Origin of the sequence: Bacillus altitudinis 41KF2b, assembly GCF_000691145.1 — a bacterium.
Lineage (GTDB): Bacteria > Bacillota > Bacilli > Bacillales > Bacillaceae > Bacillus > Bacillus altitudinis.
Window position 1 is genome coordinate 89,946 of sequence record NZ_ASJC01000001.1, and the last position, 23,698, is coordinate 113,643.

Consider the following 23,698-nt stretch of genomic DNA (forward strand, 5'->3'; position numbering starts at 1 on the left):
GAGATAGACATGGATAAAACGATCGTGTTCAAGTGTGGAGGCAGTGTCATTCGAGAACTTTCCGATACCTTTTATGAAAATGTCCGCTCACTTCAAGCTGCTGGATTTAAACTGGCTATCGTACATGGCGGGGGCCCTGAAATCACGAGCATGCTGCAAAAATTAGAAGTGAAAACGGAATTTGTAGATGGACAGCGCAAAACAACAAAGCCGGTGTTAGAGGTAGCCGAAATGGTCCTTTCAGGAACGGTGAATAAATACTTTGTTTCAGAACTGGCAAAGCATGATATATCATCTGTCGGTGTATCTGGTAAAGATGGACAGATGCTTGTCGCCGATTTTCTCGATCAAGATGTATATGGGTACGTTGGCGAAATCAAAGAAGTCAATCCAGAGATGGCAGAAGCACTAATGGAGAAACAATTCATTCCCGTCATTGCGCCGCTATCTATGACCGAAGAATGCCAAACGTTAAATGTAAATGCTGATCTTGCAGCATCAGCAGTCGCAGGAGCTATGAAAGCTGATAAGCTCATGTTTGTCACAGATGTGGAAGGAATTTTAAAAAATGGAGAGCTGTTAGACGTTGTCACCGAACAAGAAGCGCTCAAGCTCATCGATGAAGGCATTATTTCCGGGGGAATGATTCCAAAAGTACAATCCGCGCTCAGTGCTTTATCAGGAGATGTGGATGAAGTCATGATTGTGAATGGAAAAGGCAGTATTTTTACAGGAGATACCTTTAAAGGAACTCGAATTGTAAAACAAAAGGAGGCGGTCCTGTGAGTCATCTTTTTCAAACATACGGACGGTGGAATGTTGAAATTAAAGAGGCAGAAGGTTCTTGGGCAGTTGATACAACTGGGAAAAAATATTTAGACTTTATACAAGGCATTGCGGTCACGAATTTAGGTCACAATCATCCAAAGGTCAATCAAGCCATCAAGAAGCAGCTTGACGAGGTCTGGCACGTATCAAATCTATTTGAAAATGGACTGCAAGAAAAAGCAGCGGAAAAGCTGGCAGCAAACAGTTCAGGAGATCTCGTATTTTTCTGCAACAGCGGGGCTGAAGCGAATGAAGGGGCTATCAAATTGGCCCGAAAAGCAACAGGGAAAACAAATATTGTGACGTTTTTGCACTCTTTCCATGGGCGCACGTATGCTGGTATGGCTGCCACAGGTCAAGATAAAATCAAAACTGGTTTTGGACCGATGCTGGAAGGCTTTCATTATGTACCGTTTAATGACCCTGAAGCGATTACAGCGTGTGAAATCGATGATGTCGCAGCTGTCATGCTGGAAGTGGTGCAAGGTGAAGGTGGAGTGAATCCAGCTACAGCTGAATTTCTAGAAGCCGTTCAAACGTTTTGCAAAAAACATCAAGCGCTGCTGATTGTAGATGAAATCCAAACGGGTATTGGGCGAACAGGGACAGCATTTGCCTATGAGCAATCGGGACTTGATCCTGATATTATTTCAGCCGCAAAAGGTTTAGGAAATGGGTTTCCAGTCGGTGCAGTGATAGGGAAAAAAGCTTTAGGGGATGCATTTTCTCCAGGCTCTCATGGCACAACATTTGGTGGCAACATGCTCGCTATGTCAGCTGTGAACGCAACTCTTGATGTGATATTCAAAGAAGACTTTCTTTCAGAAGTGAAAGAAAAGGGTGCGTATCTCTTAAAGAGACTGCAAGAAGTCAAACAGCTGAATATCGTGAAAGAAGTACGGGGCAAAGGATTAATGGCAGGGATTGAGTGTCACCAGCCAGTAGGTGATTACATCACAGCCCTTCGAGAGCAAGGTTTGCTGGTGCTTCCAGCTGGTCCGAATGTCATTCGTTTATTACCTCCACTGAATGTCAAAAAAGTTGAATTGGATCAAGCCATTGAAGCAATCATTCAAGTGTTAGCAAATGAAACAGTAACGGTCTAAATTTTTTTGCAACAAAACGTATAAACATGCATTTATATTATTAATTATTCAATACGGGGTGACACAAGCATGAAAGGTTATTTAAATTTAGAAGATGGAGCCTCTTTTGAAGGAGATCTGACAGGAGAAGCTGGCATAACAGGTGAAGTGGTCTTTTTTACAGGGATGACAGGTTATCAAGAGGTGCTCACAGATCCTTCTTATAAAGGACAAATCATTGTTTTCACATATCCACTCATCGGAAACTACGGGATCAATCATGAAGACTTTGAGAGCAAAAAACCACAAGTAAAAGCGGTCGTTGTCTATGAGGCAGCTGAGCATTTTTCTCATCACCTTGCAGCTGTAAGCTTAAAAGATTATTTACAGAAGTGGAACATTCCGCTTCTTACACATACAGATACTCGCGCAGTCGTGCAGAACATTCGAGCAAATGGAACGATGAATGCAGTGCTTAGTTTAGACGAAAATGAAACGCCGCCTGCAATGAAGCAAGACAATGTGGTTGAGCAGGTCACAGAAGATGAAGTATACACACAAGGCAGCGGTGAGGAACATGTAGCGCTCATTGATTTTGGCTTTAAAAAATCAATTGCGGACTCACTCGAAGCGCGCGGCTGTAAAGTCACAGTGATTCCGTACAAACAAATGGAAAAGGTATTTGATATCAAGCCAGATGCGATCCTTTTGTCAAATGGACCTGGAGATCCAAAAACAATGAAGCCATATTTAAAAACCATTCATGACATCATGATGACCTTCCCGACACTAGGCATTTGCTTAGGTCATCAATTAATTGCTCTTGCGCTTGGCGGGGATACGTATAAGCTTCCTTTTGGCCACCGCGGGGCGAATCATCCTGTACAAGATACAGAATCAAAACGTGTCTTTATGACAAGCCAAAATCATAGCTATGTGGTCAATGAAAAAAGCATGAATGACAAAGAAGTGGACGTCAAATTCCTCCACGTGAATGACGGATCTGTTGAAGGATTCATTCATAAAGAGAAGCTGATTATGTCCGTTCAATTTCATCCAGAAGCACACCCAGGCCCTGCAGAAAGTGAATGGGTATTCGATGATTTTATTGAGAAAGTGAAACAAGCAAGGAGAGAAGTCGCACATGCCTAAAGATCAAAGCATACAAACCATTCTAGTCATCGGGTCTGGTCCAATCATCATTGGTCAGGCAGCAGAATTTGATTACTCAGGAACACAAGGTTGTATGGCCTTAAAAGAAGAAGGCTACAACGTCATCTTAGTGAATAACAACCCAGCAACTATTATGACAGACGAGTCATTTGCTGATGAAATTTATTTTGAACCGCTTTCAGTTGATTCAGTGACAAGAATCATTGAAAAAGAGAAACCAGATGGTCTTTTAGCCAATCTTGGCGGACAGACAGCTTTAAACCTTGCTGTCGAGCTAGAAAAAGCCGGTGTGCTGAAAAAGCATGGGGTAAAACTGCTCGGAACGTCAGTTGAAACAATTGAAAACGGTGAAGATCGTGAGAAATTCCGTGCTCTCATGAAGCATTTGAATGAACCTGTACCAGAAAGTGAAATTGTGGATAATGCGAAAGACGCCCTTCAATTTGCAAAAGAAGTGGGCTTTCCTGTCATTCTTCGACCAGCCTACACACTTGGTGGTAAAGGGGGAGGCATCGCTTTAACTGAAGAGGCTTTTGAACCGCTGATTGAAGGTGCTCTTCTAGCGAGTCCGATTCATCAGTGCTTAGTTGAAAAAAGCATTGCTGGCTTTAAAGAAGTCGAGTATGAGGTCATGAGAGATCGTCAAAATACGTGTATCACTGTATGTAACATGGAAAATATCGATCCAGTTGGTGTGCATACAGGTGACTCGATTGTCGTTGCGCCGTCACAGACATTAACGGATCAGGATTATCAAATGCTCCGCTCAGCGAGCTTAAAAATTATTTCAGCGCTTGATGTCGTTGGCGGCTGTAATATCCAATTCGCTCTCGATCCACTCAGCAAAGAATATTTTGTCATTGAGGTCAACCCTCGGGTCAGCCGGTCTTCTGCTCTTGCATCGAAAGCAACAGGCTATCCGATTGCCAAAATGGCGGCAAAACTTGCGGTCGGTTATACACTAGATGAATTGAAAAATCCGCTTACAGGAACAACGTATGCTAGCTTTGAACCGGCACTCGATTATGTCGTGGTGAAATTCCCGCGCTGGCCGTTCGATAAATTTAAACAGGCAGACCGGAAATTAGGCACAAAAATGAAGGCGACTGGTGAAGTCATGGCGATTGACCGTAATTTAGAATCTGCCATTCAAAAAGCAGTCGCATCACTTGAAATCAAAACAAAGGGCTTCCACTTGCCTGAACTGAAAGAACATTCGACTGAACAATTATTTGAATTAATCAAAACACCGGACGATCGCCGTTTCTTCGCTGTCATGGAGCTGCTTTCCAGACAAGAAACCGTTGAAACGATTCATGAAACGACGAAGATTGATCTGTTTTTCTTACATGTTTTCAAGAATATGATCACACTCGAACAAGAATTGAAGAATCATCAGGGGACGCTATCCAAAGACACCTTAAGAAAAGTGAAGGAAAAAGGCTTTCTTGATGAAACAATCGCTTCTCTGACGGATCGCAGTGAACAAGATATCAGACAGCTTCGCCAAGAGTATGGCATTGCCGCTTCATTTAAAATTGTCGATACATGTGCGGCTGAATTCGATGCAAAAACGAATTACTTCTATTCAACGTACTTTGGCAAAAGTGATGGAGAGCATCAAGAGAAAACAAAGCAGCGTGCACTCATCATTGGCTCCGGTCCGATTCGAATTGGTCAGGGAGTTGAGTTTGATTATAGTGCCGTTCACGGCGTTCTTACTCTACAAAAGCTTGGATTTGAAACCATCATGATGAACAACAATCCAGAAACGGTTAGTACCGATTATGAGATTGCAGATCGTTTATACTTTGAGCCGATCACGTTGGAACATATTTTAAACGTAGTTGAAGCGGAGCAAATTGATTTTGTCATCGTTCAATTTGGCGGGCAGACAGCAATCAATGTGGCGGAAGGTTTAGAAAAAGCCGGCGTTACCTTGTTAGGCACGTCCTTTGACACACTAGATGCATTAGAAGATCGCGATTTATTCTATCAGCTTCTTGATGAACTGAATCTTCCTCATGCAAAAGGAGATACAGCTCATTCAAAAGAAGAAGCACTGGGGCATGCTGCAAGCATCGGGTACCCTGTTCTTATTCGTCCATCATATGTCATTGGGGGAATGGGCATGATCGTTGTCCATACAGAAGCTCAATTGGCAGCAATACTTGATCAGCCAGATCATTTACCTTATCCGATCTTAATTGATGAGTACGTCACTGGAAAAGAAGTGGAAGTGGATCTCATTTCAGACGGAAAGACGACATTCATTCCAACAATCGTTGAGCATATTGAAAAAGCGGGCGTACACTCAGGTGACAGCTTTGCCATCTTGCCAAGTGTCTCTATTAGTGAAGACATCAAAGAGCAGGTGTATAACGCTTCTGAACAAATCGCAAAGAAATTAGCTTTTAAAGGCATCATGAATATTCAATTTGTGATGAAAGGGAACCAGGCGCTCGTATTAGAGGTGAATCCTCGGGCAAGCCGGACTGTTCCAGTTGTAAGTAAAGTCATGGGTGTTGACATGATCCCAATGGCGACACAGCTGTTAGCTGGTGCAACGCTTGAAGAATTGAATCCTGTAACGAAGAATAAGGGGGGCACAGCTGTTAAATTCCCAGTCTTCTCCTCACATGCCATTCAAGATATCGATTTAAAGCTCACACCTGAAATGAAAGCGACGGGTGAAGGAATGTGTGTTGGAAAGAACGTCGAAAGCGCTTTGAAAAAAGTGTTTGCGCCGATCTGGCAACAGAAAGGGACCCTCTATATTCATGGCAGTGAATTACTCATAGATGAAGCTACACGAGCAGGCTTTAACGTCTGGACTGGCAGCTTTGAATCGTGGCTGCAACAAGACGATAAATCGCTTCACATTCATTTAGGTGATGATGAAGAGGCAAAAGAACAGCGTGTAAAAGCACTCACACATGGTGTTCAAGTTCTAACCGAATATGAAACAGCGCAAGCGTTCCTGCAAGGAAAAGATGGAGATGTATCACCAGTATCTCTCCACGAATTATATAAAAAGGAAGTGACGGCATGAGCCAAGTCGACGTGCAACCGGCATTATACGGAAAAGACTTTTTATCGTTAAAAGACTTTTCGATCAATGATATTGCGTACTTAATTGAAAAAGCAGAAGAAATGAAACAACATCCATATCAAGATTTATTCAAAGGAAAAACATTAGCGATGATCTTTGAAAAATCTTCAACTAGAACCCGTGTCTCGTTTGAAGCGGGCATGACGCAGCTAGGCGGACATGCGCTCTTCCTCAGCTCAAATGATCTGCAAATTGGCAGAGGAGAAACGATTGGTGATACAGCGCAGGTGCTGTCTGGGTATGTAGATGGCATTATGATTCGAACCTTTGAACATGAGAAGGTAGAAGAACTTGCAAAATACGCCTCTATTCCAGTGATCAACGGACTAACGGACTACTCTCATCCATGTCAGGCACTGGCTGATTTACTGACGATTAAAGAAGCGAAAGGCACACTAAAAGGTGTGAAAGTGGCGTACATCGGTGATGGGAATAATGTGGCTCATTCCTTAATGGTCGGCTGCGCGCAGTTAGGCTGTGACATTGCCGTTGCATCACCAAAAGGCTATGAACCTCTTCAAGAGGTGACAGACACTGCCCGGGAGTTTGCAAAACAATCAGGCGCAGAAGTCATCGTCACAACAGATGCAGTAGCTGCTGTTCAGGATGCAGATGTCATTTATTCAGACGTATTTACAAGCATGGGGCAGGAAGCTGAAACAGAGAAACGTCTAGCTGAATTTAAAGAATATCAAGTCAATGAGGAACTCATGCAACATGCAGCAGCAGATTATATCTTCCTTCATTGTCTGCCGGCACACCGCGGAGAAGAAGTGACGGCTGATATCATTGATGGACCACACTCTAAAGTATTCCAGCAGGCAGAAAATCGCCTGCATGTGCAAAAAGCGTTAATCAAAGAGCTCATGTATCAACAACCTAAATAAATCACAAGTGTCCCTGTCTCGACTGAGCAGGGACTTTTTACATGTTGGATTGGAGAGACAATGGACGGGACATAATAACATCAATCGAGAAAGGAGGATGGAAATGGGTCAACAGCATCAGTTTAAATCTGGTAATAAGGCACCTAATAATGGTGTTTATATCGAAATCGGTGAGACCGGTAGTATGGTGAAAGATCCTTTAAAGATAAAGCTTAAAGCAGGAGACGTCTTTCCAGATAACTCGAACCATAACCGCGTTTGGACTTACCAAAGAAAGCCGTAAGCAATTGACTAAGAGTCCATATGAATAAGTCTTTAGAGGCATGTGTCATGCCTCTTTTTTCTTTATAATAAAAAACAATTAAGTTCCAATTTTCAAATAAATAGTATGAAAAAAAGAAAGTTTAAGGTAAAATATGTAAGAATAGTATAAGGTTGAAAGGATTTGTGTGATGGAAAAGATGAATCTCAGTGAAAGTGTTTGGAATAAACGCTTCACCTCATTGTTCATATCAAGACTCATAAAAAATACAGGAGAAAGTTTTGCTTTTACATCCGTTCTTTGGTTATTGATTTTAAGAGGGGATGGAGCGCTCGGTACCGGACTTCTTCTAGCAGTGACAGTTCTTCCTTCATCATTGTTGGCCCCAATACTAGGACCTCTTATGAAAAGACACCATTTATCTAAATGGATGTTTGCTTCAGATGTCATTCGAGCAACCATTGTACTCATTATTCCACTACTGCATTTTTCGCACATATTGCCTCTATGGTTATTGATCTCATTAATGGTTATTCAATCGGCAACAGGTGCAGCCTATAACCCGGCTTCTGTGGCTATCCTTCCGCAGATTGTTCCAAAGCATCTCATTCAAAAAGCAAATGCGATCCTGCAATCATCTTTTGAAATTGTCGCACTTGCTGCGGTGATGGTCGCTGGTCTTTTGGTCAAATTAATTGGACCTGCAGATACGCTCCTGATCACCACTGCTTTATTCATCATATCGGGCTTGTTCATTATTGGCGTTAAACTCCAAAAGTCAGATGCAGAAAAAGCAGCAGACATTAAACAAGCAAAGAATACATATCTGTATAACTTAAAAAGAGGCTTTCTAGTCGTTAAAAATCATCATATTTTATTTGCACTGACCCTTTATTGTATTTTAATGAATGTCGCCGCAGCTCCGTGGCAGGCATTATCCGCTGTATATGTAGCAGAAGCGCTGCAAAGTGATTCAATGGTGTATTCCATTTTAAGAGGTGTCGCCGCAGTTGGTGCGTTTATGATGGGCTTTGCACTGGCGAAGGTGAAAATCAAAAGATTCGGCTTGTTCTTTATTGTCGCAGGCATGATTGAAGGAGCTGCATTCTTTATCACTGGAATGAGTACATGGCTTCCAGTCGTTCTTCTAGCTTCCTTTATTTTTGGTGCAGCCGTCAGTGCAATCAATGTCCCAGAGATGGTCATTATTCAAACGTCTGTTGACCAAGAAGATCAGCCGCAAGTATATGCCGTGATCAATGCGTCATCGAATGTCTTTCTCCCGCTTGCAGCCGTCATATCGGGCGTCCTGGCAGAACGCTTTGGAGCAGGACCTGTCATTGCGGGGGGTGGTGTGCTTGAAATTTTATCAGGCATCGCGATCTTCCTGTTCACAGGGCTAGCGAAAAGCCATTTGTCAGCAGACAAACAGAAGTCCGAAACGGTTGAGGTGTAACTCAAAAAACCCCCTGTAATTGACGGCAGGGGGTTTTAGCGTGCGCTCTCAACTTCTGGTCATCATTCTGAAAAAAAGAAAAAGAGCTAACCTCAAATCATTAGCTCTTTTTCACCAATATTAAGAATGTTCTGTTGAACTTTCTGTTTCTTTCATTGGACTTACTTCAGCAAAGATGAATAAAATAACCGTAAACACTATGGCAAGAATGGAAGTTAACGTAAAATCATAAGCAGCTCCATTCATAGATGCAACGATGTAACCAGCCATATGTGTCAGCAGAAAAGTCCAAATGAGGGTGATAATGTAATGCATTATTCCACCGTCCTTTATGTAACAATCTATTGACTATCATACCATAGATACGAGTTCAGAGAAAAGACTGTTTTCCGCCTTTATGTGACCATTTTGAGACCTTCTACTATAAAAATAAAAAGAATTCTTCTGTCTTTAGGGGATTTCCTTATTCCTACAAGAGTTGTTGTTCATATCATAGAAAGCAGAATCACTGAAAGGAGGCTGGCCATATGGGTGTAAGCGAACGTTTTTTCCAGCTTGGTTCCCAGTGGAACGTCATTCACCTTCCTCAAAAACCAAATGGCTTTGGCATTCTAATCCTCGGTGACCGAAATCACTTTGTGCAGGAAAATACATCATTCTGGCTTCAGCATTACGGAAGAAACCAGCTATTAACTGCTTTAAAGGATGAAGGATATACATTGTTTAATAGTCATCTTCATGGGAATCACTGGGGATGTGAAGATGCTGTTTTTAGTGCGAAACAGCTTGTTCATCACACATTAAAACAAGAAATATTAAACCGGGAAATTCATGTGCTGGCAGAGGGAATGGGCGCACTTGTCGCCATGAGTCTTGCCGAAGAAATGCCAGAAGTGCTAAGGTCTATAGCCATGATGAATCCATGTTTACACCTGCAAGCACAAAGAGAAAGAGAAAAGGAACACAAATTCTTCTACAAACAGTTCATGAAAGAACTCGCACAGAGCTATGGGTGCTCTGCAAAGGAAGCAGAAACGTATCCACTTCCTTCTTGCCCCGTTCATTCAGCTCATGTACCGATTCATATATGGCAGAGACTAAACGGCGCACCGTATGCCTATGAACTACATGCAAAGCCTTTTATTGATCAACATATGATGAATCCAGACCATTGTCAGATGGACCTCACCTTGCATATGTTTGATCATCCAAGAAGAATCTTTCAGTCCATTCACAAGTTTTATAAATCGCATGAAAGAGAATTGTAATGAATAGGATGATAACAGCCCTTCATGGAAAGGGCTCTTCTTTTTATTCGATATGCTAAAAAAGGGGACATGAACATGGAAACAGGACTGATCATAGGTGCAGATGAATTTCTTGGACTGACACTTTGTGAATATATGATGAAAGAGGGCATACAAGTGGATATCACATATCCTAAGGAGCAGTCAGAGGAGCAAAAAATGTTATTAGAAGAGCGGATGATGTGGCTCGGCCGCAATGATCTTGTCCGCGTTATTGATGGTCAAGATAGGAAAGAGGCATATGACCTGATCTTTTTTCAATCAGATGATTCAATGAACAGAGAGACAGACCTCGAAGCGAAGCATGGCATATACCGCTTGTTTTACGAAGAACCCGAAAGCCATTCGCATGAACAAAGCGTTTCGGCTGTTATCCTTCCACGCATGTTTGGTCCGTGGACACTCCATGAAGAGAGACGAATAAAGGATGATCACACATTTTTTGTAGAAGATGTCGCAAAGGAGCTTTTAAAGTGGGCACGGACTGATCAAAGGGAGGAAATGATCCATCAATTGAAGGTAGAAAGACAAACAGATGACAAACAAGCAGAAGAAATCATAGTAGAATGGAAAAGACAAAACTCAACATTTTTCGACAAAAAGCAAGAATGATCTTCCATCTTATCTTTTTTCAGTATAAAATAAACCTATATTTAACATACAGGTTCATGCCTGCGTGTTGCAAAGGGAGTTGAACATGGCATGAAGTACCAGCGGCTTGTCATGATCTTTTCGTTCCTTCTTCTTATGCTATCTGCCTGCTCGCAGGCGCCGTTAAAAGGACATATTGAGAAGGTGGGTTTACTCGTCCCCGATACGATTAATGATCAAGTTTGGGGAACGAAAGGTTATAAAGGCTTATTAAATATCCAATCAACATTTGGTGTAGATGTTTATTATAAGGAAGGGATGGTCGACAAGGAGAAAATCGTTGATGCCATTGAAGAATTTCATAAAAAAGGAGTCAATTTAATTATTGGCCATGGCAATGAATACAGCGAAATTTTCAACTTGATCAGTGAAGATTATCCGAAAACACAATTTATCACGGTCAATGGAGGCAAGCCTCAAGCTGATAATGTCACAAATGTCACGTTTAAAGGAGAAGCAATGGGCTTTTTCGGAGGCATGACAGCAGCACATATGTCCAAAACAAAAAAGATTGGTATTCTGGCTACATATGATTGGCAAAGTGAAGTAGACGGTTTTATCAAAGGTGCAAAATATCAGGACGAACATGTGCAAGTCCTAGCGGAATTTGTCGAAAACTGGGATGATGCTGACAAAGCGGTGAACCTCTATCAAAAATTGAAAAAACAAGGTGTAGATGTTGTGTATCCAGCAGGTGATGGTTATAATATCCCTGTCATTGAACAAATCAAAAACGACAATTTATCTGCGATCGGATATGTCACTGATCAATCCAACCTTGGAAGCCATACGGTGTTAACTAGCACAGTCCAGCATGTCGATAAAGCGTACAGTATCATTGCGAAGAAGTTTAATGAAGGCAAGCTAAACGAACAAGGTGAGTACTCCTTTGACTTTAAAGAAGGAGTGATCGAAATGGGGAAATTTAGCTCAACCATAGACCGCGCTTTTGTGAAAGACATTGAGAAGGATATTGCGAATTACAAAAAAACAGGCAAACTGCCAAATGAAAAGTGAGGACGTTGAACATGCAGCACGAAAAATCGATGGAGTTTTTACAAATTGCGATGAAGTATTTTCCACAAGCAAAAGAAGAATTAGATAAAGCAGGGATTCAGCTTGATCCACAAGCACTTCAGCCGCTTCTCTCTTTGTTTACATCTGTCATGCAAGAGGCATATGAGCTTGGAAAAGCAGATGCAGCATCAGAAAAAGCCACAGAATAGTGGCTTTCAGCGTGTAGACAAACCCTCGCATTCTTTGTCAGTCCTGCGCGCTGGTGCTCACGAATGACAAATTCGCTCCGTGCAAGTAGCTGTCCTTCCTAGACTGCAAAGGTTTTCTATCACGCTGAGAAGAAGACAAAGGGCTAAAATATTTTAGCCCTTTGTCAACAATCAAAAAAAGCCACAGAATAGTGGCTTTTTTTATGATAATTTTTTCTTGAAGGCACTAATCATAGGGCCAACATCTTTAAACACAGGCTTCAGCTCATCGATGGAGTTCATAATGTTTCCAATTTGATTCATGACATGCATGTAGTCAATGGAGTCATCACTTGAAGAAGTCTCTGCACGCTCCTCCTTTTTTTCTGCCTTGCTTTTCTCTTTTTCAAGCGGCTGACCAAACATCATTGCTGAGAAAATATCCTTTTGCGCCATATCACATGTTCCTTTCTACTACTGGTATATCATTAATCTATGAAAAAAGTGAGAGGAAAGGTTAGACGTTTGTATTGCCAAGGAGAAAAAAATAAGGTAAAATTAGTACCAGATACTAATATAAGATCACAATATCACATGCTCGTATGAGTAAAAGGAGTCTTATTCAATGAATGCTGGAATTATTGGCCTTGGCCGCTATATACCTGAAAAAGTATTAACAAATCGTGATTTAGAAAAAATGGTTGAAACTTCTGACGAGTGGATTCGTACTAGAACAGGTATAGAAGAAAGAAGAATTGCATCTGATGATGTCAATACATCTCATATGGCGCTTGCTGCTGCAAAAAAAGCATTAGCTGACGCAGATGTGGCTGCAGAAGATATTGATATGATTCTTGTAGCGACAGTTACGCCAGATCAAGCATTTCCGACAGTCGCTTGTATGATTCAAGAGCAGCTCGGTGCACATAAAGCATGTGCAATGGATATTAGCGCTGCCTGCGCTGGCTTTATGTATGGGCTTGTTACTGGAAAACAATTTATCGAATCAGGCACTTACAAACACGTGCTTGTCGTTGGTGTAGAAAAGCTTTCTCGCATTACCGACTGGGATGACCGCAACACAGCTGTTTTGTTTGGAGATGGAGCAGGGGCTGCTGTACTAGGAACAGTCAGCGAAGGCAAGGGAATTCTATCATTTGAGCTTGGAGCCGATGGAAGCGGCGGGAAGCACTTGTACTTAGATGAAAAAGATCATACAATCATGAATGGAAGAGAAGTATTTAAATTTGCTGTGAGACAAATGGGCGAGTCAAGCGTAAACGTGATAGAAAAAGCTGGACTATCAAAAGAAGACGTAGACTTCTTGATTCCGCATCAAGCAAACATTCGCATTATGGAAGCAGCACGCGAACGCTTAGAGCTGCCAGTTGAAAAAATGTCGAAAACAGTCCATAAATATGGAAACACATCAGCAGCATCCATTCCAATTTCACTATGTGAAGAAATCGAAGCCGGAAAAATTCATGACGGCGATGTGATTGTAATGGTTGGTTTTGGTGGAGGATTAACGTGGGGCGCAATCGCTATGCGATGGGGCCGATAAAAGAGTGGGGTGCACAAATTAATGGATAAGAAACGAGTAGTTGTTACAGGATTAGGTGCTTTGACACCTCTTGGCAACGATGTAGAGACAACATGGAAAAATGCTGTAGCAGGTGTATCAGGTGTTGGCCCGATCACACGTGTTGATTCAAGTGAATATACAGCAAAAGTAGCAGCAGAACTAAAAGATTTTAACATCGAAGATTACATGGAGAAAAAAGAAGCGAGAAAGATGGCACGCTTCACACAATATGCAGTCGTTGCTGCTCAAAAGGCTTTAGAAGATTCACGCCTCGAAATTACAGATGAAAACGCACCTCGTGTTGGGGTATGGGTTGGATCTGGTATTGGCGGACTTGAAACATTCGAAGAGCAATTCGAAGTGTATTCGAATAAAGGAGCAAGACGCGTAAGCCCGTTCTTCGTTCCAATGATGATTCCAGATATGGCAACAGGCCAAATTTCAATTGCACTTGGCGCAAAAGGGGTTAACTCTTGTACTGTAACAGCATGTGCAACAGGAACAAACTCCATTGGTGATGCCTTTAAAGTCATTCAGCGCGGAGATGCAGATGCGATGATTACAGGTGGAACAGAAGCGCCGTTAACAAAAATGTCGTTTGCTGGCTTCTGTGCAAACAAAGCCCTTTCGACAAATCCTGATCCAGATACAGCAAGTCGTCCATTTGATAAAAACCGTGACGGATTTGTCATGGGTGAGGGAGCGGGAATTGTTGTTCTTGAAGAATTAGAGCATGCGTTAAAACGTGGTGCGACCATTTATGCAGAAATCGTTGGCTACGGTTCAACTGGAGATGCATACCATATCACAGCACCTGCTCCAAATGGAGAAGGCGGCGTACGTGCAATGAAAGAAGCCATTCGTGATGCAGGTTTAACAGTGGAAGAAATTGATTATATCAATGCCCACGGAACAAGCACACCGTATAATGATAAGTTTGAAACAATGGCGATTAAAGAAGTGTTTGGAGAGCATGCGAATCAGCTTGCGATCAGTTCGACAAAATCAATGACAGGTCATTTACTTGGCGCAGCAGGCGGAGTAGAAGCGATTTTCTCTGTTCTGGCGATTAAAGACAGTGTCATTCCGCCAACGATTAACCTTGAAACACCAGATGAAGAATGTGATCTTGATTATGTAGCAAATGAAGCACGTTCAAAAGAAGTACAAGTTGCGTTGAGCAACTCACTTGGTTTTGGCGGGCACAATGCGACAATTATCTTCAAAAAATACGAAGCGTAATATGTCTTAAGAAGGCGGTGATCTATAAACAGATCGCCGCCTTTTTGCATATGATGAAAATGGAGGTGTTCAGCGGTATGGGTCTGATCAATACACAATATCTCATTGAGCAATCATCATCATTTCAGGAGCTGGCGGCACGTTTTGTCCCTTATTTTAAAGGTGCGGATAAAAAAGAAGGATCATCTATTCTCGCCCATTTACAACATCATGGGATGGTTCGATCATGGAACGCCTGCCAGGAAATGATCGACAAGCTCAAAGAAAAAGGGTATTTCCAGCTTGTGATGAAAGAATACAAAGCGCTGCAAAAAAAGTGGGGAGGTCCTGATGTCCCTGTCTTTATTTTGCCTGTTAATGAGAGCAGCAAAGAGATCAGAGAACAATTTTACTTTCAATCCGGCATGGCATTTGATGACAAAATCTTTCTTTTTTTATCCCCGCATACACCGAAGGAGCGAATCGGTACGTTGCTGACGCATGAATATCACCATGTATGCAGGTTGCATTTTCTCACGAAAGAAGAAAAAGATTTTACATTCCTTGATACAATCATGATGGAGGGGCTCGCTGAATATGCTGTGTATCATAGATATGGAGAAAGCTATACAGCAAAGTGGACGACTTTATATGACGAATCGCAGCTGCAACGCATGTACAAGAAATGGGTATCCAGTCACCTTTATCAGAAAGTGCAGGACGACGAAAGGCTGATACAGAATCTCCTTTATGGAAAAGGGAACTACCCCAAAATGCTTGGCTATGCCACTGGATTTTATATCGTGAAAAAGTATTTCGATGAGCACCGAATCAGCGAGGAGTCTATGATTGCGGAGCCTGCGGAAACGTTTTTAAAGGCGATAGAATCGTAAAGACAAACATTCACAAAAAAAGTGACATATTACAATTTTACTAAATACTTCTTGATTTCGTCATGCTGATGTAATAATATACAAATATAAATTTTGATAATTCTTTTTATTCTAAAAAGACGGAATTTTTTGATTCGGTTCATTTGATCTATGGAGAAAGGGGCGAATGCATGAGCACATTGCTTGAAGTGCAAAACTTAAAAACCTATTTTTTTCGAAAAAAGGAACCAATACCTGCTGTTGATGGCGTTGATTTTAGTATCAAAAAAGGGGAAACAGTCGCATTAGTCGGTGAGTCTGGGTCTGGTAAAAGTATTACGTCTTTATCCATCATGGGTCTGATTAATGGGACTGGTGGGAAGATTATGGATGGTTCCATTAAGCTTGATGGAAAAGACCTTGTTACATATAGTGAAAAGGAATTGTGCAATATTCGTGGTAATGATGTATCCATGATCTTTCAGGAACCCATGACCTCACTTAATCCCGTCTTAACCATCGGGGAACAAATAACAGAAATCCTCATTTACCACAAAAAACTTTCAAAAAAAGAAGCGACCAAAAAAGCGATTGACTTGCTAAAGCTTGTAGGCTTTTCCAGACCAGAACAAATCATCAAAGATTACCCGCACCGTTTATCCGGCGGTATGCGTCAACGAGTCATGATCGCCATAGCGCTAAGCTGTGATCCGAAGCTCCTCATTGCGGATGAGCCGACTACTGCGCTCGATGTGACCATACAAGCCCAGGTGCTGACCTTAATGAAAGATATATGTTCGACCTTTGGTACATCTATACTTCTCATTACGCATGATTTAGGTGTTGTGTCGGAAGTAGCAGACCGCGTCATTGTCATGTACTGCGGACAGGTTGTTGAAAATGGAACCGTTGAAGAGTTGTTTGATCAGCCGCTTCATCCATACACAGAAGGACTGCTTGAATCCATTCCGGTCATTGACGGAGACATTCAGCCATTAACGGCGATAAAAGGAAATGTCCCTGCGCCAGATCAGCTTCCCGCAGGATGCCGTTTTGCGCCAAGATGCCCGAAAGTAATGGAACGCTGCATAGGTGAATTGCCCAAACTGACAACCTTTGAAAATGGTAGAAGCGTCAGGTGTTTCTTATATGAGGAGGCAAGCCAAACATGACACTTGCTGAAAATCAACCATACATGACAGATCGATCTGAGAAAGAAACCATCCTGGAATTAAAAAATATACGAAAACACTTTCCGATTAAAGCTGGGGTGCTGCAAAAGAAAGTAGGAGCAGTCAAAGCGGTTGACGGCATCGACTTAAACATTTATAAAGGCGAAACGTTAGGCATCGTTGGAGAGTCTGGATGCGGTAAATCCACATTAGGGCGGACGATGATTCGTTTATATGAACCAACAGAAGGACAAATTCTATTTAAAGGGCAAGATATCTCTCATGTATCTGAATCAAAATTAAGACAATCAACAAGGAAAAACATCCAAATGGTTTTTCAAGATCCCTTTGCATCACTCAACCCTAGAAAAACACTTCGAAGTATCATCAAAGAACCCTACAAAACACATCACTTATATTCCTTAAAAGAAAGAAATGAAAAAGTAGAACAGCTTTTATCCAAAGTCGGCCTTCACCCAAGTTTTGCGAATCGATACCCGCACGAATTCTCCGGCGGGCAAAGGCAAAGGATCGGTATCGCTCGTGCACTTGCCATGAATCCTGAAATGATCATAGCAGATGAGCCTGTTTCAGCGCTTGACGTCTCCATTCAGGCGCAGGTCATCAATTTGATGGAAGAGCTTCAAGAAGAGTTTGACCTCACCTATCTATTTATCTCTCACGATCTCAGTGTGGTCCGCCACATTAGTGATCGAGTGGGCGTCATGTATCTTGGCAAAATGATGGAACTTGCGGATAAGCACAGCCTGTACGATGATCCGCTTCATCCGTATACACAGGCACTTTTATCTTCCGTTCCAGTCACCCGTAAAAAAGGTCATATGAAAAGGGAACGGATTATGCTGCAAGGGGATTTACCAAGCCCTGCAAATCCACCAAAAGGCTGTGTGTTTCATACAAGATGCCCGCATGCGAAAGAAGTCTGTAAAGAAAAAGTACCACAATTTCAAGAATTAAAAACGAACCACTTTGTGGCCTGCCACCTCTACGACGCTTGATCACGCTTGTATGATCTCATCTTTGAGAGGGGGGATAAAACGGGCTTCTGTCATCATTCTTTAAAAAAGATAGGGGGAATTGTCTATGAAAGATAGAAAGAGAAAGTCCATTTTGGTCAGTTTGCTGCTGATCTTTACATTGATCCTTGCTGCTTGTTCTGGTGGAAATAAAACGTCCGGAGACAGTGAAAAGAAATCCACAGGTAAACCTGTACAAGGCGGCGATCTTGTCATTGGTTCGATTGCAGAGCCTACATTATTTAACTCACTTTACTCAACAGACGTGGCAAGTTCTGATATTGAAGAAAGAATCTATAGCTTTTTGCTGCAAACAGATGGAAAGCTAAACCCACAGCTGGCGTTGGCAGAAGATATTAAAGAATCCGATGACGGTAAACAGTTTGATGTGACCATTAGAAAAGGCGTGAAGTTTCATGATGGAGAAGAACTGACTGCTGATGATGTTGTGTTTACATACAGCATTCCGATCAATAAGGATTACAATGGTGAGCGTGGATCAGGCTTTGAAGTATTAGAGTCTGTCAAAAAAACAGGGGATTATTCGGTCGAATTTAAGCTGAATAAAAAAGATCCATATTTTTATAACGTCACGCTAGGAAGCTATGGCATTTTACCAAAGCATATTTTAGGTGATGTCCCTATAAAGGATCTTGGCGAAAATGAATTTAACCGAAAAAATCCAATCGGCTCCGGCCCATTTAAATTTGCCGAGTGGAAAGAAGGGGACTATGTCAAACTAGAAGCTTTTGATGATTATTGGGATGGACGTCCATACCTTGATACAGTCACCATTAAAACGATTCCTGATCAAAATGCAGCCATGGCTCAGCTATCCGCAGGTGATATTGATTTCTTTGCAGTGCCTGGAGCAGAACTGCAAACAGCTGAAAAAGTCAGCAACATCAAAATCGAATCTGATCTAGGGCTAAATTATTCATATATTGGCTGGAATCAGAAAAACGAACTGTTCAAAAGTAAAAAAGTCCGTCAAGCGCTTACCCATGCCATTGATCGTCAAACGATTGTCGATCAAGTGTTAGATGGAGACGGGAAAGTAGCCAACATCCCAGAAAGCCCGCTGTCATGGAACTACCCTAAAAATGAAAATGTCCCAGTATTTGAATTTGATCAAGAAAAAGCGAAAAAGATGCTGAAAGAAGAAGGCTGGGAGGATACAGATGGAGATGGTTATCTTGATAAGGACGGTAAGAAGTTCTCCTTCGTCTTGAAGACGAACCAAGGAAACAAAGTCCGTGAAGATATTGCTGTCGTTGTCCAGCAGCAGCTCAAAGAAATTGGCATTGAAGCAAAACCGCAAATTGTGGAGTTCAGTGCATTAATCGAACAAACAACTCCGCCAAAATGGGATTATGATGCGTTATTACTCGGCTGGAGCTTAGCGACATTCCCTGACCAATACAGCATTTTCCATTCAAGTCAGTCTGAAAAAGGCTTAAATAACATTTGGTATAAAAATGAAGAAGTCGATAAGTTGCTAGTTGATGCCAAAAACTTGAGTGATCGAAAAGAGTATTCAAAGGCGTATGAAAAAATTTATGAGCTGATTGCAGAAGACCAGCCATATACGTTCCTTTATTATGCCAACTCACATCGCGCGATGCCATCTAATCTGCAAGGCTACTCTTACCACCCGAAAGATGAATATTACAAAATCGAAAAATGGTGGATTGAACAGTAGTCTGCAAGTGAAGAAGGGGAGGTGTCTCCCCTTTTTTCATCATAGTATGGCCATCCGATGAAAAAGGAGTTGTGCACATGGTTACATATATCATTAGAAGGACACTTCTTTCTATCCCGATTTTGTTTGGTATTACGATTTTGTCCTTTGCGATTATGAAAGCAGCACCAGGCGATCCGATGTCACTCATGATGGACCCGACCATTAGTGCCGCAGACCGGGAAGCCTTTATTGATAAGTATGGCTTGAACGATCCTGAATATGTGCAATATATGAAATGGCTCGGTAATATGCTTCAAGGTGACTTTGGCACATCCATTGTAAAAAAAGGAACGCCCGTGGCTGATTTGATTTTTGCCCGGCTGCCAAATACCCTCATCCTCATGATCTTTTCTACATTAGTTGCCCTGATCATTGCCATCCCATTTGGTGTTCTTTCAGCAAAACGTCCGTATACAAAACTTGACTATGGTATTACGGTTACATCATTTATCGGACTGGCTATTCCGAATTTCTGGTTTGGTTTGATCCTTATAATGGTGTTATCAGTGAATTTAGGATGGTTTCCGACCGGGGGTGTCTCTACCTTAAATGCAGATTTTAATCTATTTGACCGGCTTCATCATATTATTTTACCTGCCTTTGTTTTAGCAACGGCTGATATGGCCGGCCTTACACGTTATACAAGGTCAAGTATGCTCGATGTGATGCGGCAGGATTACATTCGTACGGCGCGAGCGAAAGGTTTTAGAGAGAACAAAGTCATCTTCAAACATGGATTGAGAAACGGTCTGATGCCTGTTATTACGATCTTTGGACTCATGATTCCATCCTTTATTGGCGGCGCGGTCGTGGTGGAACAAATCTTCACATGGCCAGGGCTTGGGAAACTGTTTATCGATTCTGCTTTTTCAAGAGATTATCCCGTCATTATGGCGATGACTGTTATCTCTGCTGTGCTCGTGGTCGTTGGAAACTTAATAGCGGATATTCTCTATGCGATCGTTGATCCGCGTATTGAATATTAGAAGGGAGCTGAAGCACAATTGGCACAACCTAATATGGGAACACCTTCTGTTGATCTCAAATTAAAAGAAGGCCTTCCGCCAAAACCAGAGACGATGCTTCGTTTATTTTGCGAGAAATTTTTCAAAAATAAATTGGCGGTTGCCGGCTCCGCTATTTTATTGGTCATTATCTTTTCCGCTATTTTCGCCCCGGTGATCGCACCTTACGCACCGGAACAGCAAGACTTATTGAAACGGCTACAACCTCCAAGTGCAGAGCATTTTATGGGAACCGACAAGTTTGGCCGAGATATTTTTTCAAGGGTGCTATACGGAGCGAGGGTGTCTCTATTAGTTGGCTTTGTCTCAGTAGTCGGAGCCATCACCATTGGTACCGTCATTGGGGCGGTAGCGGGATACTTTAAAGGCTTTGTCGATTCTGTGCTCATGAGAATGGTGGATGTGGTATTGTCTATTCCAGATATTTTTCTCTTGATCACGCTAGTGACAATTTTTAAACCGGGTATTGATAAATTGATTTTAATCTTTGCGCTGACTGGCTGGACAACAACCGCCAGGCTGATCCGCAGTGAATTCTTGTCACTTCGCACAAGAGAATTCGTACTCGCAGCAAGAACGATCGGAACGAAAAACCATGTCATCATCTTTTCGCATATTTTACCGAACTGTATCGGCCCTATTATTGTGTCTGCTACATTAAAAGTCGGTTCTGTTATTTTAGCTGAGTCGACACTTAGCTATCTAGGGTTCGGCATCCAGCCTCCAACGGCGAGCTGGGGAAACATGCTTCAAGATGCACAAAATTTCTCCATTATGGTGCAAGCATGGTGGTATCCACTGTTCCCAGGTTTACTGATTCTACTTACCGTTTTATGCTTTAACTTCTTAGGTGATGGACTGAGAGATGCCCTTGATCCTAAAAAGCTAAAATAAGGTTCTGCTTATAGAAAATCGTGAAAGGACTCTGCGAGACGTTCTCCTTTTCCTAGGAAATAAAGCCGTCCTTCCATCAGGGAGAAGTTTTAATAAAGTTGGAATAATTTCTCTATCCCTTGCCCATACTGTGGACAACAGTTTTTAAAAAGTGAGGGATTGGTTATGTTATTTCTTCATGACGTATGGGTGAATTGGTTTGAAGGGGAAGAGAATGGCTATAATGTGTGCCATTTTCATGAGTGGCGCAAGGAGGACAGCGTGGAGCTGTTAGATCAAGTACCTTTACTCAAGGTGCAGAGTCCTTTGTTTGATTACATAGAGAATGATCTATCAGAGCTGCCAAAGACGCTGCTAGAGACTGTATTTGAGAAATCATATATTCGAAAAAATCATGAACGCCGTAAATTAGAGTATTGCTTTGTGGTCACGGACGGGATTAGAATCATCGCTGTGGATACGATTGGTTATTCCATCCCTGTGAGAAAGAGCCGATTGATTCCAAGACAGGAGCAATTGGTATATGAAATGGTGAAAGATGTGAAGGCAGAGGAGTATGAATTCACGCCGGACAGCCTTGAATCGACGAAAGAATATCACATCCTATCATTACCACCGCAGCATATCAGCGGATTAACGAGAAAAGAAAGACAGCTGAAGCAGCTGATGTTTATGGCGCTAGATCAACTAAAGGGGCTTCAAAACCGAGCAGAAATTGCCTATTGGTATACAGAATGGAATCCGCGCATGTACAACCAGATCAAACGAATGTCTTTCGAGGAGATTTGGAACATGCTTTATAACGAAACCATTGATGGATGGTCAGAAAACCATTTAGCCTTTTGTGAAAAAATGATTAAAGGACAGCCATTTTTCGAAAAACTTTGGGAAATGGAAAATGAATCAAAAGTGAATTAGAAAAAGCTTGCAGCTGAATATGCTGCAAGCTTGTTTTATTTGCGTTTCCGGCCAAGACCCATCGCATTCTCCATTTTTTTCAGCATTTTGTTTGCCGTACGGTTCGCTTTTTCAGCACCTTCATCTAAAATGCGGTCAAGCTCTTCTGATTCAATGAGTTCATAATAGCGATCTTGAATCGGTTTTAATGCATCCACAACAACGTTCGCAAGATCTCCCTTAAATTCACCATAACCTTTGCCTTCGTATTTTTGTTCAAGTTCTGCAATCGATACGTTCCCTAATACAGAATAAATCGTCAGCAAGTTGGCAATTCCAGGTTTGTTTTCTTTGTCATATTTGACGATGCCTTCTGAATCAGTCACAGCACTTTTGATTTTCTTTTCAAGCTGTTTTGGCTCATCTAATAAGGTAATGAAAGATTTTTGGTTCGGATCAGATTTGCTCATCTTTTTCGTTGGGTCTGTTAAAGACATAATCCGAGCGCCTTCTTTTGGAATTTTGACTTCAGGTACAGTGAAGATGTCATTGTACTTTCGGTTAAAGCGTTCAGCAAGTGTTCTCGTTAATTCAAGATGCTGCTTTTGATCTTCTCCTACAGGAACTAAGTCCGTACCGTATAACAAAATATCGCCAGCCATTAATGGCGGATACGTTAATAGTCCTGAAACGACTGCTTCCTTACCAGCAGATTTGTCCTTAAATTGAGTCATTCTTTCTAATTCCCCAATATAAGCGACACATTGCAGCATCCATCCTGCCTGGGCGTGGGCAGGTACCTCTGATTGGATAAACAATGTTGCCTTCTCAGGATCAAGTCCCACTGCCAAATAAAGAGCGGCTAAGCTTCTAATATTTTGTCGAAGGGCTAAACGATCCTGACTCACCGTAATGGCATGCTGATCGACCACACAAAAGTAGCCGTTGTAATCATGCTGAAGATCGACAAATTGCTTCATCGCTCCAATGTAGTTCCCCAATGTCACAGAACCGCTAGGCTGAATGCCTGAGAAAATCGTCTTTTTTGTCATACTAAAACCTCTTTTCTTCAATATAAAAAGGCCCACCCATCACTTTTCAACAGAAAAGGGACGAATGAACCGTGGTACCACCCTTGTTATTTCAATACGAAATCACTCAAGACGTTGATATCGGAGACTGCTCCGTCTAAGCCTACTGACTCTGTCAAGTGTTCGGTTAGCTGCTCCAAAGCCCATTCCATACATGCCATTATCTGCTTGCACCAACCGCAGACTCTCTGTAA

The 23,698-nt window shown here is 41.9% G+C and carries 23 protein-coding genes and 1 other annotated feature (1 of these 24 running past the window's edge); of the genes, 20 read left to right on the forward strand and 3 right to left on the reverse strand.

What is annotated here, in order from left to right:
- Positions 1-9 precede the first annotated feature (9 nt).
- From argB to BA79_RS00455, 7 genes are all read left to right on the forward strand, one after another.
- Positions 10-786, forward strand: coding sequence for an acetylglutamate kinase (gene argB / locus BA79_RS00425; RefSeq protein WP_017360181.1), 777 nt, complete (start codon positions 10-12; stop codon positions 784-786).
- On the forward strand, positions 783-1,934 hold the full coding sequence (gene argD / locus BA79_RS00430; RefSeq protein ID WP_035700272.1) for an acetylornithine transaminase: 1,152 nt from the start codon (positions 783-785) through the stop codon (positions 1,932-1,934). Before argB ends, argD begins: the two co-directional genes overlap by 4 nt.
- Positions 1,935-2,003: 69 nt before the next feature.
- Positions 2,004-3,065 carry a carbamoyl phosphate synthase small subunit gene (locus tag BA79_RS00435; protein ID WP_017360179.1) on the forward strand — a complete coding sequence of 354 codons (1,062 nt, stop codon included), beginning with the start codon at positions 2,004-2,006 and terminating at the stop codon, positions 3,063-3,065.
- The gene (gene carB, locus BA79_RS00440; RefSeq protein ID WP_035700275.1) at positions 3,058-6,138 is read left to right on the forward strand and encodes a carbamoyl-phosphate synthase (glutamine-hydrolyzing) large subunit; all 3,081 of its coding nucleotides are present in this window, start codon (positions 3,058-3,060) and stop codon (positions 6,136-6,138) included. Before BA79_RS00435 ends, carB begins: the two co-directional genes overlap by 8 nt.
- Positions 6,135-7,085 carry an ornithine carbamoyltransferase gene (argF, locus tag BA79_RS00445; protein WP_008348520.1) on the forward strand — a complete coding sequence of 317 codons (951 nt, stop codon included), beginning with the start codon at positions 6,135-6,137 and terminating at the stop codon, positions 7,083-7,085. Before carB ends, argF begins: the two co-directional genes overlap by 4 nt.
- A 103-nt stretch (positions 7,086-7,188) precedes the next feature.
- Positions 7,189-7,368 carry a YjzC family protein gene (locus BA79_RS00450; protein ID WP_008348517.1) on the forward strand — a complete coding sequence of 60 codons (180 nt, stop codon included), beginning with the start codon at positions 7,189-7,191 and terminating at the stop codon, positions 7,366-7,368.
- Between the two features lie 169 nt (positions 7,369-7,537).
- Positions 7,538-8,803 (forward strand): MFS transporter, encoded by a 1,266-nt coding sequence (locus BA79_RS00455; RefSeq protein ID WP_007499050.1) that lies wholly within the window; start codon positions 7,538-7,540, stop codon positions 8,801-8,803.
- Between the two features lie 120 nt (positions 8,804-8,923).
- Here BA79_RS00455 and BA79_RS00460 read toward each other — a convergent pair whose 3' ends face one another.
- Complete coding sequence (locus tag BA79_RS00460) at positions 8,924-9,118, reverse strand: YjzD family protein (protein WP_008348514.1); 195 nt, start codon at positions 9,116-9,118, stop codon at positions 8,924-8,926.
- Positions 9,119-9,330: 212 nt separating this feature from the next.
- On the opposite strand from BA79_RS00460, the gene BA79_RS00465 reads away from it, so the two are divergent.
- The 4 genes from BA79_RS00465 (at position 9,331) to BA79_RS00480 (ending at position 11,987) form a co-directional block, all read left to right on the forward strand.
- Positions 9,331-10,071 (forward strand): hypothetical protein, encoded by a 741-nt coding sequence (locus tag BA79_RS00465; RefSeq protein ID WP_007499048.1) that lies wholly within the window; start codon positions 9,331-9,333, stop codon positions 10,069-10,071.
- Positions 10,072-10,146: 75 nt separating this feature from the next.
- Complete coding sequence (locus BA79_RS00470) at positions 10,147-10,722, forward strand: hypothetical protein (RefSeq protein WP_035700277.1); 576 nt, start codon at positions 10,147-10,149, stop codon at positions 10,720-10,722.
- A 90-nt stretch (positions 10,723-10,812) separates the two neighbouring features.
- Positions 10,813-11,778, forward strand: a complete 966-nt coding sequence (locus BA79_RS00475; RefSeq protein WP_008348509.1) for a BMP family ABC transporter substrate-binding protein — start codon at positions 10,813-10,815, stop codon at positions 11,776-11,778.
- Between the two features lie 11 nt (positions 11,779-11,789).
- Positions 11,790-11,987, forward strand: a complete 198-nt coding sequence (locus BA79_RS00480; protein ID WP_008348507.1) for a ComZ family protein — start codon at positions 11,790-11,792, stop codon at positions 11,985-11,987.
- Positions 11,988-12,188: 201 nt separating this feature from the next.
- Here the strand turns inward: BA79_RS00480 and BA79_RS00485 are convergent, their stop codons facing one another.
- Entirely contained in the window at positions 12,189-12,422 is a 234-nt protein-coding gene (locus BA79_RS00485; RefSeq protein ID WP_035700279.1) for a hypothetical protein, read from the reverse strand.
- Between the two features lie 169 nt (positions 12,423-12,591).
- Here BA79_RS00485 and BA79_RS00490 point away from each other — a divergent pair, with 169 nt between their 5' ends.
- The 9 genes from BA79_RS00490 (at position 12,592) to BA79_RS00530 (ending at position 22,434) form a co-directional block, all read left to right on the forward strand.
- Positions 12,592-13,530 carry a beta-ketoacyl-ACP synthase III gene (locus BA79_RS00490; protein WP_008348504.1) on the forward strand — a complete coding sequence of 313 codons (939 nt, stop codon included), beginning with the start codon at positions 12,592-12,594 and terminating at the stop codon, positions 13,528-13,530.
- Positions 13,531-13,551: 21 nt separating this feature from the next.
- Positions 13,552-14,793: a beta-ketoacyl-ACP synthase II gene (fabF, locus tag BA79_RS00495; protein WP_008348501.1), complete on the forward strand. Its 1,242-nt coding sequence runs from the start codon at positions 13,552-13,554 to the stop codon at positions 14,791-14,793.
- A 77-nt stretch (positions 14,794-14,870) separates the two neighbouring features.
- Positions 14,871-15,665, forward strand: coding sequence for a DUF2268 domain-containing putative Zn-dependent protease (locus BA79_RS00500; RefSeq protein WP_035700281.1), 795 nt, complete (start codon positions 14,871-14,873; stop codon positions 15,663-15,665).
- A 170-nt stretch (positions 15,666-15,835) separates the two neighbouring features.
- Positions 15,836-16,816 (forward strand): ABC transporter ATP-binding protein, encoded by a 981-nt coding sequence (locus tag BA79_RS00505; RefSeq protein ID WP_035700284.1) that lies wholly within the window; start codon positions 15,836-15,838, stop codon positions 16,814-16,816.
- A gap of 23 nt (positions 16,817-16,839) precedes the next feature.
- Positions 16,840-17,835, forward strand: a complete 996-nt coding sequence (locus BA79_RS00510; protein WP_035701027.1) for an ABC transporter ATP-binding protein — start codon at positions 16,840-16,842, stop codon at positions 17,833-17,835.
- A gap of 85 nt (positions 17,836-17,920) precedes the next feature.
- Complete coding sequence (locus BA79_RS00515; protein ID WP_008348494.1) at positions 17,921-19,555, forward strand: peptide-binding protein; 1,635 nt, start codon at positions 17,921-17,923, stop codon at positions 19,553-19,555.
- 77 nt (positions 19,556-19,632) lie between these two features.
- Positions 19,633-20,583, forward strand: coding sequence for an ABC transporter permease (locus BA79_RS00520; protein ID WP_007499031.1), 951 nt, complete (start codon positions 19,633-19,635; stop codon positions 20,581-20,583).
- 33 nt (positions 20,584-20,616) lie between these two features.
- A complete protein-coding gene (gene opp4C / locus BA79_RS00525; RefSeq protein ID WP_081114822.1) occupies positions 20,617-21,516 on the forward strand; it encodes an oligopeptide ABC transporter permease in 900 nt (299 codons plus the stop codon).
- 165 nt (positions 21,517-21,681) lie between these two features.
- Positions 21,682-22,434, forward strand: coding sequence for a YjbA family protein (locus tag BA79_RS00530; RefSeq protein ID WP_025207150.1), 753 nt, complete (start codon positions 21,682-21,684; stop codon positions 22,432-22,434).
- Between the two features lie 35 nt (positions 22,435-22,469).
- Here the strand turns inward: BA79_RS00530 and trpS are convergent, their stop codons facing one another.
- On the reverse strand, positions 22,470-23,465 hold the full coding sequence (trpS, locus tag BA79_RS00535) for a tryptophan--tRNA ligase (protein ID WP_035700292.1): 996 nt from the start codon (positions 23,463-23,465) through the stop codon (positions 22,470-22,472).
- 53 nt (positions 23,466-23,518) lie between these two features.
- Positions 23,519-23,698: a binding site (T-box leader), on the reverse strand; it runs 39 nt beyond the window's last position.

Bases quoted from the DNA above. Each gene is read 5' to 3' on its own strand.
- BA79_RS00465 (WP_007499048.1), top strand. From the start codon at position 9,331: ATGGGTGTAAGCGAACGTTTTTTCCAGCTTGGTTCCCAGTGGAACGTC.
- BA79_RS00435 (WP_017360179.1), top strand. From the start codon at position 2,004: ATGAAAGGTTATTTAAATTTAGAAGATGGAGCCTCTTTTGAAGGAGAT.
- BA79_RS00480 (WP_008348507.1), top strand. From the start codon at position 11,790: ATGCAGCACGAAAAATCGATGGAGTTTTTACAAATTGCGATGAAGTAT.
- BA79_RS00455 (WP_007499050.1), top strand. From the start codon at position 7,538: ATGGAAAAGATGAATCTCAGTGAAAGTGTTTGGAATAAACGCTTCACC.
- BA79_RS00460 (WP_008348514.1), bottom strand. From the start codon at position 9,118: ATGCATTACATTATCACCCTCATTTGGACTTTTCTGCTGACACATATG.
- fabF (WP_008348501.1), top strand. From the start codon at position 13,552: ATGGATAAGAAACGAGTAGTTGTTACAGGATTAGGTGCTTTGACACCT.
- BA79_RS00510 (WP_035701027.1), top strand. From the start codon at position 16,840: ATGACAGATCGATCTGAGAAAGAAACCATCCTGGAATTAAAAAATATA.
- BA79_RS00470 (WP_035700277.1), top strand. From the start codon at position 10,147: ATGGAAACAGGACTGATCATAGGTGCAGATGAATTTCTTGGACTGACA.
- BA79_RS00520 (WP_007499031.1), top strand. From the start codon at position 19,633: ATGGTTACATATATCATTAGAAGGACACTTCTTTCTATCCCGATTTTG.
- argF (WP_008348520.1), top strand. From the start codon at position 6,135: ATGAGCCAAGTCGACGTGCAACCGGCATTATACGGAAAAGACTTTTTA.
- BA79_RS00530 (WP_025207150.1), top strand. From the start codon at position 21,682: ATGTTATTTCTTCATGACGTATGGGTGAATTGGTTTGAAGGGGAAGAG.
- argB (WP_017360181.1), top strand. From the start codon at position 10: ATGGATAAAACGATCGTGTTCAAGTGTGGAGGCAGTGTCATTCGAGAA.
- BA79_RS00490 (WP_008348504.1), top strand. From the start codon at position 12,592: ATGAATGCTGGAATTATTGGCCTTGGCCGCTATATACCTGAAAAAGTA.
- BA79_RS00450 (WP_008348517.1), top strand. From the start codon at position 7,189: ATGGGTCAACAGCATCAGTTTAAATCTGGTAATAAGGCACCTAATAAT.
- trpS (WP_035700292.1), bottom strand. From the start codon at position 23,465: ATGACAAAAAAGACGATTTTCTCAGGCATTCAGCCTAGCGGTTCTGTG.
- BA79_RS00515 (WP_008348494.1), top strand. From the start codon at position 17,921: ATGAAAGATAGAAAGAGAAAGTCCATTTTGGTCAGTTTGCTGCTGATC.
- carB (WP_035700275.1), top strand. From the start codon at position 3,058: ATGCCTAAAGATCAAAGCATACAAACCATTCTAGTCATCGGGTCTGGT.
- opp4C (WP_081114822.1), top strand. From the start codon at position 20,617: ATGGGAACACCTTCTGTTGATCTCAAATTAAAAGAAGGCCTTCCGCCA.
- BA79_RS00505 (WP_035700284.1), top strand. From the start codon at position 15,836: ATGAGCACATTGCTTGAAGTGCAAAACTTAAAAACCTATTTTTTTCGA.
- BA79_RS00485 (WP_035700279.1), bottom strand. From the start codon at position 12,422: ATGGCGCAAAAGGATATTTTCTCAGCAATGATGTTTGGTCAGCCGCTT.
- BA79_RS00475 (WP_008348509.1), top strand. From the start codon at position 10,813: ATGAAGTACCAGCGGCTTGTCATGATCTTTTCGTTCCTTCTTCTTATG.
- BA79_RS00500 (WP_035700281.1), top strand. From the start codon at position 14,871: ATGGGTCTGATCAATACACAATATCTCATTGAGCAATCATCATCATTT.